Here is a 13828-nt window from a genome sequence, read left to right on the forward strand (position 1 = left end):
GAAATAAAAGTTACATACATCAACCTTTTTGGGTTACTGGACAAATGTTTTTTCGATTCGTTTATCTGGGATGAACCAAATAATCGCAACTACTAAATACAAAGTATACGAAACAGCTGGTACCCAAAATGCAAACACTACCCCCGTGATATAAAGTAGCATGGATACTTTACCTTTCCAGTCAAAACCTATTTCTTTCGCTAAATCTGACTTGACCCCTTCGCATTGAACGACTTGTTTTTGTAAGAATAAGTACGAAACAGCACATAGGAAAAGAATTACACCATAAAATAATGTCGGAACTGCTTCTAACGGATTCATTCCTACCCAAGCGGTCGAAAACGGAATGAGCGACATCCAAAATAACCAATGCAAATTACTCCAAAGTACGCGGCCGTTCAACCGATTTAATTTATAAACTAAATGGTGATGGTTGTTCCAATAAATACCCACGTATACGAAACTTAACATATAACTTACGATGGTCGGTATGAGTATGAGGAACGCTTCTTGATCAATGGCGGTTGGTGGCTTCAGCTCTAAAACCATGATAGTAATGATGATTGCTAGTACACCATCACTAAAAGCTTCCATGCGACTTGTCTTCATGTAGTGACACTCTCCTTTTATCCTTCTTCTTTCTATTCACAAATTTGCTCTCTTTCAAACGGTCATGATGTTATTTTTTATAGTTTCCCTGTAACTTTTTACTATGGAATATTCAGTAAAGCTCAATATCACTTGTCCTGAAAATAATTTTAGTAGATGTATCCTTTACCCCATTATGCCTCTATATAGCATATGAGGAGATGAAAATGTATCTCCTACATTTGATTTCATTAGGAGGAAACTATATGTATTTATTACTCGATGAACCATCATTTACGTTGCAAACAACTTTGGTTATGGAAGTGGGATTTAATGAAGCTTTTTTACTGCAGCATCTGCATTATCGTTCACTCATTTCAAAAAACAAACGCGATGGATATACTTGGGTGTATAAAACTTACGAGGATTGGAAGGAAGAGATTCCATTTTGGTCACTCAATAAAATTCGGCGTACTATTTACAGCTTAGAATCTCAAGGGTATCTACTTTCGAATTCTTCGTATAATAAAATGAAAATTGATAGAACGAAATGGTATCGCATCGATTATACGAAGCCGATCTTCCAAACTCAAAATGGTACGGTGGGTGTTTCAGATTGAAACGACTGCATCACAAAAAGAAACGACGGATGCACTCAAAATGGACAAATGGATTTATCCGTACTGGGTATACCAATAACCAATGTACTTTAAGTAAGTAAAGAATAAAGATAGTGTCGAGATGAATCTCGACGTTGCATTTTTTAACAAACTATTTTCAAACGCAAATATTATGTTAATTCATAGAATTTAGGGTAAAAGAAATAAGAGAGACAAACAGGAGGAGATCTATATGCCAGTTCAAATTAAACGAGTTTACGAAGAAGCAAAGAAAGCAGATGGACTGCGCGTTCTAGTTGATCGTGTGTGGCCACGTGGAATGAGTAAGGAAGATGCACAAGTGGATGAATGGTTAAAAGAAATAGGACCGAGTAAAGAACTTCGTCAATGGTTTGATCATGATCCCGATAAGTTTGATCAATTCAAGGAAAAGTACAAAGAAGAATTAAAGAATAGTGAACAACAGAAGGAAGAGTTAGAGAAGTTGAAAGACTGGACGAAAGAGCATAAGAAGAATATAACGCTAGTGTTTGGAGCGAAGGATGAAAAGAATAATCAAGCTGTAGTATTAAAAGAAATCTTAGATCATCAACAAGTTTAATCATGACATGCAAGAAATGTCGCTACTCCTTTTGAAAGACAGAATACAATAAAAAATAATTAAGGGGTGAAGAAAATGTCCATGTTCAAGCGTTTCGCAGTGAGGATGCGTGAAAGTATTTGGTTTATTCCAAGCATTTATACGATTCTCGCATCCATTTTTGCGCTAACCACGGTTTTAATCGACACCAAGTATAACAACGCCTTGAAAGAGTACATACCTAGTTATTTCCGAACAACAGTGGATTTAGCACAAACTATTTTAGGGACGTTATCAGGCGCATTATTAACTATGACAACCGTCACGTTCTCAACGATCATGGTCGTACTGACGATGTACTCGTCGCAATTTTCACCTCGAGCACTTCAGAACTTCTTGAACAAATCATCTACTCAACGTGTGTTAGGAATTTTTATGGGAGGCTTTGTCTACACCATATTATCGTTACTATTCATGCGTAAAGCATCAATTAATCATGAAGTCATTTCTGCTTCTGTCGGAGTTGTGATTGCCGTGATCTGTTTAGCGTTCTTCGCATTCTTCATACATAATGTGGGAACTTCGGTTCAAGTAAGTCGGCTTATTCGTGAATTAACTGATGATGTACTCATTGCGCTCGACAGTGAAAAGGATGGAATGAAAGAAAATCGCGTCGTGTGGAGTAACGAGAAACCATTCTTCGCACAGAGTTTTACTTTTGTTACTGAAGTAAAGAGTGGAAACTTTGGGTACATACAATATATCGAATATGAAAAAATGACGAAATGGGCAAATGAACACCAAGCGATCATAGATATAGTAAAGCCAATTGGTGCATTTTGTGGAACGCATACGAGTATTGCCACAGTGTACTCTCAGAAAGAACTATCCATTGATAATCTTTCATCATATTTTGTATTAGGTGAAGAACGCTCGATTTTACAAGATGTAGAGTATGGTATCGAAAAAATTGTGGAAATTGCTTTGCGTGCGCTGTCTCCAGGAATCAACGACCCGAATACGGCGATCCGGTGCATTCATTCGATAGGGGAAGTGTTGCAGCGAGCTGCTTTATTACCAGGAGGTATTGCGGTGACGTATACCGAGGAGAACAAACCGTGTTTGGTCGTGGCGTATCCAAGTTCGGAAGACTATTTTTATGCAGCGTTCAGCCAAATTAGTTATTACGGTAATGAAGATGCAAGCATTCTCAATGCTTTATTGGATGCTCTTCTGTATATTGCACGTAATTTGGAAGATGACAAAACGAAAAAAACCGTTCAGTTGATGACCAATTATGCATGGAATCATTTCACTCATTCAGTACTTGAACCGTTAGATAGCGCAAGACTGCAAGAGAAGCGTCAAGTAATAGACGAACTAACGAAGTAAAAAGCAATACATGCCTAGTAAGCATATACTGCTCTTTACTAGATATTATCCATACGCTTTCTGATGTGCTTTTTTACGCTTAATATAATCTTCATCTGCACGAATAGCATCCCATCGTTCTTTGAAAATATTCGCGGATTCTGCCTTGATAGGATCCAAATCACGTTCCTTTACCGTCCCATCGTCATTATACTTTCGGCCGCTTTTATGATTCGCATAACGTCGTGCACGCGTATAGCCCATCTGAATGAATTTTCGTGCCATATCCATGCCAACAAAGTCGTCGTGTTTTCGATATTCTTCAAACAGTTCGCAAATTTGATCTGCAGACTCTTTTGCGATTTCAGGTGTTTTAAATCGCCAATGAGGTAAAATTTCACTTTTATAAGGCTCGACCAATAACACACCTTGTTCTCCTTTACCGACTCTATATAATTCGGGGTTTTTGCGTAAATCTAACGTACTGTAATCCAAATCATAATTGAAAGGCATATACTCACATCCTTTTACTTCTATTTACCCACGTTGGAATGTTAAAAAACGTGAGAATAAATCATGTAAAATACTTTACAATCGAACGTACATTCTTTATACTCAAATAAAAGGGAGGGAACGAATGTGCGGTATTCATTAGAAAAGGCATTACAATATGGTGAAGTTCTCGAAGTAATGTATGAAGCAAAAGATGGTTCCATTAGCAAACGGAAAATTCGTGTACTGAATATACATGGTAAAACATTTACAGCGTATTGTTTTTTGCGTAACTCCAAACGGACTTTCCTAATTGATCGTGTACTGGCAGTTGTTCCTGTGACGGTGAAAGAAGCGATTGTCATTTAATAAAAATAGTAATAGAAAGAACTCACGCGATGTATCCGTTTGTCAGGATCCATCGTTTTTTTATTGATTTACGTATAAAGTACTGAACCGACTGAAAATCAAATTTCATATAAAACTAAATAAATCATGTATAATTTAGAGAATAACGATTATTTTTGAGGTGAAGGTATGATAAACCAGAATGTACCGAACATAAAAGTGAATCCGTTCTATAGTCAAACGGTTCAGCATATAGTGGATAGCCAACAAATAGGGGAACAGATAGATGAGTTGAATCGTCATGTCATATGAGCAGAAATTAATGGCGATGAAGTCGCTGTTGAAGAAGACGACAGTAGTTAAAGAAGTGGAAGAGACGTTTAAGGTGCCACCCGCACCTAGTTATGAAAAACGTTGGTTGACAACGGGCATGGAGAAAATAGAAAATGAATTCGGAGTCGTCTATAAGCGTGTAATTCATTATCCGCTAGATACGATGCACGGTGATTTTTGTTTGGGCGATGTAAAGCAAAAGCTGATGAAATGGTCTGAAGCTGATTATATGCATCCATTAGCTCCGAATGCGGGCAAGCTTCTGTTTTTTGATACGGAGACGACGGGTTTAAAAGGCGCTGGAGCCGTGATTTTTCTCATTGGATTATTGGAATTACAGTCCGATGAATTCGTCATGACGCAGTACGTCTTACCGAATCCCGACCATGAAGCGGCGTTTCTTTATGCGTCAGAATTATGGAAAGAAGGACTCACTCTCGTCACATATAACGGGAAAAGCTTTGACTTTCCTCAACTCCAAACTCGTTGGTCTTTGCATCGGAAACTTTTACCGCCACTGCCTGTCCCACATCAAGTCGATTTATTACATGGATCGCGCCGAATTTGGAAAGGACAGATGGAATCATTCAAGTTGACGGAAGTAGAGCGAACGCAGCTAGGTTTTCATCGGAAAGATGATATACCTGGCCATATGGCACCTATTATTTATCAAGACGCGGTGAAAAACGGTCGTGCTGAAATTTTAATGAAAGTCATGTGGCATAATGAATGGGATATTCTATCGCTTGTGACGCTGTTTAGTCTGTCTACGGATATTGTCATGGAAGAAACTAGTCAACATAACGCTCAAATCGCAACAAATATTGCCAAATGGTTCCAAGACCTTGGTTTGAAAGATCATAGTTATAAGGAACTTCAACGAATAGCGAATGAGTACGGGACGAGTTATCCTATAACGCATTATCATTTAGGATTTTTGTTAAAGCGTCATAAAGAATTCGACCGAGCCATACAATCATTTGAAATCGTCGCAACACACGGTACTGGCAGAGAACAAGTACTAGCTTACGAGGAACTCGCCAAATTATATGAACATCAAATAAAGGACTACTCGCTCGCATATGAGCACATACTACGTGCAGATCAACTCTTGCAGCAACCAAATGTTTTGACCATGCGTTTTAGTCATCGCATGAAGAAATCGTTAGCCAAGCGGGAAATGCGAGTGAATAGAAAATTATTTCCTGGGCAAGCGCAAGAAGCGCCACAAGAAGAACAATAGTCTTTTTCAGTAAGACAAAGAATGACAACATATGCTATAATGACCTTATGGAATCATAGATGGAAGGACGTTTTGTCATGGAATTAAAGCTAGATACGAAAACGATCTTAGAAAAAGAATTTAAGCAAGCTATTCGAGGGTATAAACAAGAAGAAGTAGACTGGTTTTTGGATGACGTCATTCAAGACTATGAAACATTCAAAAAAGAAATCGCACGTCTACAAGAAGAAAATACGAGATTGAAGTCAGAAGTCAATTCATCTCAAAGACGCTCTCAAACACCAGCTCCTCAAACGACGAATATTGATATCATTCAGCGCATCGCGAATCTTGAAAGAGAAGTATTTGGCGACAAATTGGTTCAGCCTGAGCAGTGAAAATTAGATAGTGAAATGAAAGAACCGCCACAGTAAAAAGTGGCGGTTCTTTTTCGATGTATTCATTTTCCCGTTTCGAGGACTTCTTCTAGCGATTGAAACTCTTGAACGAAGTCTAGATGAATGGCTTCCCATAAATAGTGGGACGCAATGGAACGTTCAGGCGCCCATAGTGGCGATTTCTCAATGAGTAGTTGACGTCGTTCCGCCTTTTCCACTCCGTACAGCCACTGTGCAGATCGCTGGATTCCTACGTCATCTACAGCAAGTATATCTGGTCGGCCAAGTGATAAGATCAAAAACATCTCGGCTGTCCATTTACCGATGCCTTTGACATGGATTAATTGTTTGAGAATCTCGTCATCGTCATATGATGCGATATGGTGTAGATCAAGATCACCATTCGCTATTTTGTCTGCAAGATCCTTGACGTAGTCAGACTTTCTCATAGTCAAGCCTACTTCTCTCAACTGTTCTTTTGACGTCATGATTAAGCCGTCCACCGTGATATGCCCGCCAAGTAAATCGAGCAAACGAGCGTAGATCGCACTTGCAGCGTTTACTGAGATTTGCTGACCGATGATGGATCGAACGATAGACGATACATAATCTGTTCGTAAAGGTATTTCAATATCGCCAATGAGCGATATCAACTGTTTCAGTCTAGGATCTTTTGCGCTAATCGATTGAACTGCTGGATCCTCTGTCGTTATGTGAAGTGTTTCCAAAATGTTCACCTCTAGTCTTCAAAATGTAATGAATCAGACACCATCCTTCATCCATTTGGCCGTCAGCGTATCAGCAGACAACATCTCTTGCGGTGTGCCTTCGAAGAGAATCGTTCCTCCTCGTTTTCCTCCGCCTGGACCGAGTTCTATTACCCAGTCACTCGCTGCGATAAAGTCTAGATTATGTTCAATGATTATGACTGAATTGCCTTTGTTTACGAGTCTTTGGAACAATTCAAGTAGCTTGCCATTATCACTCATATGCAATCCTAATGACGGTTCGTCTAATAGATAGATTTGTCCTTCGTTTTGTAAGTGGCTAGCCAATTTAAGTCGCTGTATTTCCCCACCGCTCAATGAACTCGTCGTTTGTCCTAACGTGAGATAATTTAAACCGACTTCATCCAGCATATCCATCCTTTTTAATATTTTCGGCATAACGAAATGTTCTTTCGCTTCGTCTACTGTTAACTCTAAAATTTCTGCAATGTTTTTCCCTTTGTACACATAGGAAAGGGCTTCATCCGAATAGCGCAATCCACCGCAGGCTTCGCAGACAACAGTTACCGGATCCGCAAATGCGACGTCAGGCGTAGTCACCCCTTTTCCGTCACATACAGGACAAGCGCCTAACGAGTTAAAGCTAAAAAGTCCTGCGGGTTGTCCTGTTTCTTTCGCTAGGATTTGCCGAATATCATCCATGATTCCCATATACGTAGCGAGTGTAGAACGGCTAGAGATCCCAATACGTCCTTGACTTACTTTAATGATGTCAGGATATTTTGCCGAAAATGCTTCAAATAATAAAGAACTTTTACCTGAACCTGAGACACCACAGACAGAAACGAGAACATTTTTAGGGATATCAATGGATACATCTTTGAGGTTGTTAGTATTCGCCTTCGTCACGACAAAATGATCGTTTGATTCGCGTGGATGCATATTGATTTCTAATTTGTGATCGAGTTTTGTTAGTGCAGAAGCTTTCTGTAATCCATCGGGTTTCCCTTGATAGACGATTTCTCCGCCTGCTGCACCTGCACCGGGACCCATTTCCACAATTTCATCTGCCACTTTTATAACAGATAAATCATGTTCGATGACAATGACGGTATTATGGTTAGCTTTCAGACCTTTGAGCATGCCTATTAACATATCCACTTCTTCTGGATGAAGACCTGCGCTTGGCTCATCGAAAATATAACTTATATTGTTTAAACTGCTTCCTAAATGTCGTGCGATTTTGACTCGTTGTGCTTCGCCACCCGAAAGTGTTCCCATTTTTCGAGACAAGCTTAAATAGCCGAGACCTAAGTCAATCAGTTGTTGTACATTGGGAATTGCCTGTCGTGCGATAGACTCGCCGAGAGGATCGGATATATTTTGCAGTTCGGGCAAAAGCTCTGTTAATTCCAATTTATCGTATTGCGCAATATTGAAACCGTTAATTTTAGACTTCAACACTTCTGGGTTTAATCCTGAACCTTCACAAGTAGGGCATAATGTATGTGTTGACACCGCCAGCACATCTTCTTGTGACGTTTGTTTAAGTTTTGTAATATCTCGATTAATATAAAGACGTACAAATCTAGGCAATAATCCATCCCACTCATGATCATGCGGACCATCTTTCGTGTGGAATGGCGCAAACACTCTTTCGCCTTCAGGTGGTCCATAAATCAATAAATTATATTGATCTTCAGGATACTCTTTAATTGGCAAGTCGGGATCGAATAACCCACCGGTCATCATCCACCTACCTTGCCATCCAGAAGGGGATAAAGGCTTAAACTTTACAGCGTATTCTCGAAGCGACTTGTCCAAGTCGATAATTTTATGCAAATCAGGGTACACTACTTCGCCAAAGCCATTACACTGTGGACATTTACCGAATGAACTTTGATTAGAGAAGTCCGTAGCCGAACCAATTGCGGGTGTACCGATACGCGAGAACAATAGACGAATCAATGGATGAATGTCCATATACGTCCCAACTGTTGAGCGAGTATTACCTCCAACCGGCTTTTGCTCTACTACAATAACTGGGCTCAAATGCTGCATTAAATCTGCACGCGGTCGTTCATAACGAGGCATTTGGTTTCGTACGTAGAGCGGGTAATTCAATGTCATCTGCCGTCTACTCTCCGTTGCAAGCGTATCAAACACTACCGAACTCTTGCCCGATCCAGACAAGCCAGTAAACACCGTAATCTGTTCCTTCGGCAAATTTATATCTATATTTTTCAAATTATTCTCTCGTAATCCACGTAAAACAATCTCATCTTTGTTTTCCTTCATATAAGAGCCCTCCTCAAAACAGTAAATAGTAGTTCTGCTAGATGATTTCCCTAAATTACAGAAGTTACACTATGTAATTTGAAGAATTGATAGGTAGGAGTATGCTGGAGCTTCAATCCCGAACCACTCACCAATTCACTCTCTATTTTCTTAACATTTCACAACAACAATTAAATCTAACACTTTCCAAACGAATCCATTGTGTAAATTCGAGTTCTGGTGTATACTCAGGAGTGCCATAGAGAGTATTCAGGTAATCGCTGCAACTTCGGTTGTAGAGGAAAGTCCATGCTCACACGGATCTGAGATGACCGTAGTGTTCGTGCTCGGTGAAAAAATAAGCCGGGGCAATGCATTTGCATTGATGGCGGGAATAACTCCTAAGTCTTCGGATATGGACTAGATTCTCTGAAAGTGCCACAGTGACGTAGTCGGCATGGAAACATGTCGAGTGGAACGGGTAAACCCCACGAGTGAGAAACCCAAATTATGGTAGGGGCGTTCTTCCGAAAGAATTCAATGGAGGAAGGAACAGGCAATTGTCTGTAGATAGATGATTACCACTTCAAGTACGAGGCGCGAGCCGTTTGAGTACCGAAGAACAAAACATGGCTTACAGAATATTCTATGGCATTTATCTTACAATTTGCTCTCCTACAGTTTTGGGAGAGTTTTTCTTTTTATAGAAGCGAACGTATACATATACCTTTCTGAAGATAGAAGGGACATATTGACCGAAACAAAAGAATGGAGAGTTGAAACATGAGTAAATACAATTTAGTCGCAACCGCTGCCATGGGGCTCGAATCCATCGTAGCATCTGAAATAAAAGATCTTGGCTATGAATGCCAGACAGAGAACGGAAAAGTCTATTTTTCGGGAGACGAAGAAGCAATAGCAAGAGCGAATATGTGGTTGCGCGTAGGCGACCGTGTACGAATTATTGTGGGCGAATTTAAAGCCTTCACATTTGATGAGTTATTCGAACGCACGAAAGCTTTGCCATGGGAAGAGTTCTTGCCAGTAGATGCAGCGTTCCCTGTGTCTGGTAAATCTGTCAAGTCCAAATTATTCAGTGTACCTGACTGTCAGGCAATCGTGAAAAAAGCCATAGTGGAACGTTTGAATAGCGCCTATAAACGTACTGGATTCTTAAGCGAATCAGGTCCGCTCTTTAAATTAGAAGTTTCTATATTAAAAGATACAGTAACATTGACAATAGACTCAAGTGGCCAAGGCTTGCATAAACGCGGCTATCGTTTGGCACAAGGGGATGCACCATTGAAGGAAACGATGGCTGCTGCACTCGTTAAACTTTCAAAATGGAGCCCGAATCGTCCATTTGTTGACCCGTTCTGTGGATCGGGTACAATCGCGATCGAAGCGGCAATGATTGGACAAAATCTAGCTCCTGGTTATAACCGTTCGTTCTTAAGTGAAGAATGGCCATGGATGCAAGCGGATGTATGGGATCGTATTCGCGAAGAAGTAGAAGACGTTGCGAAGTATGATTTAGAACTTGATATTCGCGGCTTTGATGTAGATCACAATATCGTCTCTGTGGCACAACGTAATGCGATGGAAGCAGGATTCACAGATTTGATTTCATTCGAGCAACGGGACGTGCGTGACTTGAGACTTGAAGGAGAAAATGGCGTCTTGATCGCCAATCCGCCATATGGTGAACGACTCGGTGAAGTTGAAGAAGCAGAAGATATTGCAGAAGTTCTTGGTGAGATTATGACACAATATCCATCCTGGTCCGTATATATTTTATCTTCACTTGAAAACTATGAAACGATGTACGGCAAACGTGCAACGAAAAAACGTAAACTATTCAACGGATTCATTCGGACGGACTTGTATCAGTTCTGGGGAAAACGTTCATAATTAAACGAGCAGGAAGAGGAATAGATGCCTCTTCCTTTCGCTTGCATTCAGGAGGAGTCAGTATGAAAACAAAAATTCCATTTGAGTTGGATAAAGGTCAAACATTTTTTGAATCTCTCAACGATTGGCTCGGCGATACGCTATATGATGATTTAACAGAAAAAGGGTTCGAATGCCGTGATGAGCAGATTTATATGGCATTTCAAATAGAAAAAGCACTGAAAGAAAAGAATGTATTGCTTGCGGAAGCGGGAGTAGGTACGGGAAAAACGATTGCGTACTTATTGCCAGCCATTGCCTATGCGCGTTATACAGGGAAGCCAGCTGTAATTTCCTGTGCAGATGAAACACTGATCGATCAATTGATCAAAGAAGAAGGCGATATTCAAAAATTGAGTACCGCTCTGAATATGACAGTGGACGTCCGTTTAGCTAAAGCGCGTAATCAGTATATTTGTTTGAAGCGTCTAGAAGAAACTAGCATGAAGACGAATGAAGATTTTGTCGATCTAGTTGAAGATCAAATACCGGAATTTGTTCATGCAGAGCGTTCATTGCAGTCGGTATATCCTTACGGTGTGCGTTCGGATTATCCTTATTTGGCTGATGAAGAATGGGAAATGATTAATTATCATCCGATCATGCAGTGTGCGGCTTGTGATATTCGTAACCGTTGTGGGCAAACTATCCATCGTAATCATTACCGTGAAGCTGCGGACTTGATCATTTGCTCGCATGACTTTTATATGGAGCATTTGTGGACTAAGGAATCGCGCGTCAGACAAGGACAGTTACCTTTATTGCCTGAAGTTTCGATGGTGGTCTTTGATGAAGGACATTTGCTTGAGTATTCCGCTCAGCGTGCCTTGACATATGAAGTGCAAGAGCAGACGATTATCAATTTGCTGGAGCGTATTATGGTCGATGGTATCCGTGAGAAAACATTGCAGCTCATGGAGCACCTGCTTGAAACACATGAACTATTTTTCACCCAGCTGAAAACGAATGCAATTCAAAATGACAATGAGCGCCTGACAATCGAAAAGAACCAAGAAATGATGAGTCTCGCTGCAACTGCTGTTTCATTATCTCATGAGCTGCTTGAAGAGTTTGTCTTTGAAGGTGAATTGTATGTCATTCCAGAATATGATTTAAAAATTGTTGAAGAGTATTTGGAGCAATATATCTATTCCATGGAATTGTTTGCCGGCGACAATGACGCGGTGGATTGGCTTGAAAATCGACGTGATGAAAGTACATTACTGATTATGCCAAGACTTGTCACGTCTATCTTGAAAGAAAAGTTATTTACGGGGACTATGCCGATCGTCTTCTCCTCTGCCACTTTATCAGTTGAGAAATCATTTGATTATTTGGCGTACAGTTTAGGTATCGTCGATTATCAATCCTTCTCCATCGCTTCACCGTTTGATTACGAAAACGTTATGAAAATTCATTTGGAACAAGGAACTACTGAAGAGCATGTCACACGTCTTTCCGAGTTATTAGAAGTTGAGGAGCAGACATTGGTGTTATTTAGTTCTAAGCAATCGATGATGGATGCATACGAACAATTACCGCTTGAACAGAGCGTTATGGTGACGTATGAAGGGGAGCGTTCACTTTCTTCATTGGTGAAAGACTTCCAGCAACGCAAAGTGAATGTTTTCTTCTCCTATCATCTCTGGGAAGGTTTGGACTTGCCGAACGATGCGTTGACGCGTGTCATCATCTTCGACTTGCCATTCCCGCCACATGACCCATTGTTTGAAGCAAGAAGAGAGTTTGCGGAAGATCCGTTTGACGAAGTCGATCTACCCTTTATGCTGTTGCGTTTGCGACAGGGGATTGGTCGATTGATCCGAACAAGCGATGATTATGGCTCGATTCATTTGTTTATGAAACCTGAGAATACAGAATTGCTGCCGGTCATTGAACGTGTACTTCCTGTACCGTTCTCTTGATCGCAATAGAAAAAGCGTGCAGACGTCGGAGTTTTCCGGCATCTACACGTTTTTTTATATTATCGTTCTTCGTCAATTGTAAGCAATAAATTGAGGATTTGGTCATCTTCAAATTTAACTGGGATTTTAAATGCTTGTTTAAAGCCATAAAATTTCGTTTGGCCCGTCATGACAGTCGGTGGTGAAATATCTAGCGTCAACTCATCTTTTTCCAAGACGGTACAAAGATTTCCTGCAATCATATTACCAAGCTCGCCAGTGAAGGATTCGGCCATCTCTCCTTCGATTTGCATGCCAAACATCGCTTGACCGATTTCGCTAATAATCGAATGAGTAGGTTCTACAATTAAACGGCCTTTGATATCGCCAATCAGTCCAATTAATACACTGATTTCACGTTGTTCGTATGGTTGTTGTATAAGGGCGGGAGAGAGGACTTGGAATTTCAGTGGTACGACAGTAGTGAGTGATGAAATCGTCGCGTTCAAAACTTTTTGTACGTTTGTTGCTGTATCCATCTAAAGAAACACCCTTTCACAAATGCGTTAGTAGTTCAATCATATCACCAAACACACCTAAAAGACTAGAAGAATTTGATGGAGATAGTCATACTGTCATGATTCCTTATGATTCTTCCTGTTTATCTATTTTTCGTTTAAGTTCAAATGAGGTACTTATTGCTTTCGCCCTCTAAATAATCAATCTTCTAAAGTAACTATCTATTTTTTCACGCATTAATGGTATGATGAGATGAGTTTAAATTGAAAGGACGACGATTATGTCTACAAACCATGAATTTTTACAGCAAACTGCTACATATGGACAAATTTTCTCAAATAATGAAGACGATGAACGTAAAGCAAAAACGACGTTACTTGCTAATAAAATAATCGACAAAGAATATACGATTGCTTTTGCCGGACACTTTTCGGCAGGAAAATCTTCGACAATCAACGCATTGACAGGTGATGATCTTTTACCATCCAGTCCGATTCC

Annotated in this window: 14 protein-coding genes and 1 other RNA gene; 10 read left to right on the plus strand and 5 right to left on the minus strand. The window is 40.2% G+C overall.

What is annotated here, in order from left to right; genetic code table 11:
- Positions 1 to 33: 33 nt before the first annotated feature.
- Complete coding sequence (locus tag Q7P97_RS04700) at positions 34 to 609, minus strand: TMEM175 family protein (protein WP_303967249.1); 576 nt, start codon at positions 607 to 609, stop codon at positions 34 to 36.
- A 245-nt stretch (positions 610 to 854) separates the two neighbouring features.
- Between Q7P97_RS04700 and Q7P97_RS04705 the strand changes: the two genes are divergently transcribed.
- From Q7P97_RS04705 to Q7P97_RS04715, 3 genes are all read left to right on the plus strand, one after another.
- Positions 855 to 1208: a hypothetical protein gene (locus tag Q7P97_RS04705; RefSeq protein WP_303967253.1), complete on the plus strand. Its 354-nt coding sequence runs from the start codon at positions 855 to 857 to the stop codon at positions 1206 to 1208.
- A 232-nt stretch (positions 1209 to 1440) separates the two neighbouring features.
- A complete protein-coding gene (locus Q7P97_RS04710; RefSeq protein WP_303967256.1) occupies positions 1441 to 1809 on the plus strand; it encodes a DUF488 domain-containing protein in 369 nt (122 codons plus the stop codon).
- Between the two features lie 75 nt (positions 1810 to 1884).
- Positions 1885 to 3180, plus strand: coding sequence for a DUF2254 domain-containing protein (locus tag Q7P97_RS04715; protein ID WP_303967258.1), 1296 nt, complete (start codon positions 1885 to 1887; stop codon positions 3178 to 3180).
- A gap of 45 nt (positions 3181 to 3225) precedes the next feature.
- Here Q7P97_RS04715 and Q7P97_RS04720 read toward each other — a convergent pair whose 3' ends face one another.
- Positions 3226 to 3672 carry a DUF4385 domain-containing protein gene (locus Q7P97_RS04720; protein ID WP_303967261.1) on the minus strand — a complete coding sequence of 149 codons (447 nt, stop codon included), beginning with the start codon at positions 3670 to 3672 and terminating at the stop codon, positions 3226 to 3228.
- Positions 3673 to 3798: 126 nt separating this feature from the next.
- On the opposite strand from Q7P97_RS04720, the gene Q7P97_RS04725 reads away from it, so the two are divergent.
- From Q7P97_RS04725 to gpsB, 3 genes are all read left to right on the plus strand, one after another.
- Positions 3799 to 4020, plus strand: coding sequence for a transcriptional regulator (locus Q7P97_RS04725; protein ID WP_099693219.1), 222 nt, complete (start codon positions 3799 to 3801; stop codon positions 4018 to 4020).
- A 280-nt stretch (positions 4021 to 4300) separates the two neighbouring features.
- Complete coding sequence (locus Q7P97_RS04730) at positions 4301 to 5575, plus strand: ribonuclease H-like domain-containing protein (RefSeq protein ID WP_303967264.1); 1275 nt, start codon at positions 4301 to 4303, stop codon at positions 5573 to 5575.
- Between the two features lie 77 nt (positions 5576 to 5652).
- Positions 5653 to 5952: a cell division regulator GpsB gene (gpsB, locus tag Q7P97_RS04735; RefSeq protein ID WP_083036176.1), complete on the plus strand. Its 300-nt coding sequence runs from the start codon at positions 5653 to 5655 to the stop codon at positions 5950 to 5952.
- Between the two features lie 62 nt (positions 5953 to 6014).
- On the opposite strand, the gene Q7P97_RS04740 is transcribed toward gpsB, so the two are convergent.
- Together Q7P97_RS04740 and Q7P97_RS04745 are read right to left on the minus strand one after the other, a co-directional pair.
- Complete coding sequence (locus Q7P97_RS04740) at positions 6015 to 6680, minus strand: DNA-3-methyladenine glycosylase family protein (protein WP_303967269.1); 666 nt, start codon at positions 6678 to 6680, stop codon at positions 6015 to 6017.
- Between the two features lie 33 nt (positions 6681 to 6713).
- Complete coding sequence (locus tag Q7P97_RS04745) at positions 6714 to 8978, minus strand: ATP-binding cassette domain-containing protein (protein WP_303967272.1); 2265 nt, start codon at positions 8976 to 8978, stop codon at positions 6714 to 6716.
- A gap of 245 nt (positions 8979 to 9223) precedes the next feature.
- Between Q7P97_RS04745 and rnpB the strand changes: the two genes are divergently transcribed.
- The 3 genes from rnpB (at position 9224) to Q7P97_RS04760 (ending at position 12832) form a co-directional block, all read left to right on the plus strand.
- Positions 9224 to 9599, plus strand: an RNA gene (rnpB, locus tag Q7P97_RS04750) — RNase P RNA component class B.
- 141 nt (positions 9600 to 9740) lie between these two features.
- Entirely contained in the window at positions 9741 to 10868 is a 1128-nt protein-coding gene (locus Q7P97_RS04755) for a THUMP domain-containing class I SAM-dependent RNA methyltransferase (RefSeq protein WP_303967276.1), read from the plus strand.
- A 62-nt stretch (positions 10869 to 10930) separates the two neighbouring features.
- Positions 10931 to 12832, plus strand: coding sequence for an ATP-dependent DNA helicase (locus Q7P97_RS04760; RefSeq protein ID WP_303967279.1), 1902 nt, complete (start codon positions 10931 to 10933; stop codon positions 12830 to 12832).
- 59 nt (positions 12833 to 12891) lie between these two features.
- Here the strand turns inward: Q7P97_RS04760 and Q7P97_RS04765 are convergent, their stop codons facing one another.
- The gene (locus Q7P97_RS04765) at positions 12892 to 13350 is read right to left on the minus strand and encodes a chemotaxis protein CheX (protein ID WP_085428853.1); all 459 of its coding nucleotides are present in this window, start codon (positions 13348 to 13350) and stop codon (positions 12892 to 12894) included.
- 260 nt (positions 13351 to 13610) lie between these two features.
- On the opposite strand from Q7P97_RS04765, the gene Q7P97_RS04770 reads away from it, so the two are divergent.
- Positions 13611 to 13828, plus strand: a 218-nt coding sequence (locus Q7P97_RS04770; RefSeq protein ID WP_303967284.1) for a dynamin family protein, incomplete at its 3' end; no start/stop codon positions are given.

The organism is Sporosarcina ureae (genome assembly GCF_029267015.1).
Classification (GTDB): domain Bacteria; phylum Bacillota; class Bacilli; order Bacillales_A; family Planococcaceae; genus Sporosarcina; species Sporosarcina ureae_D.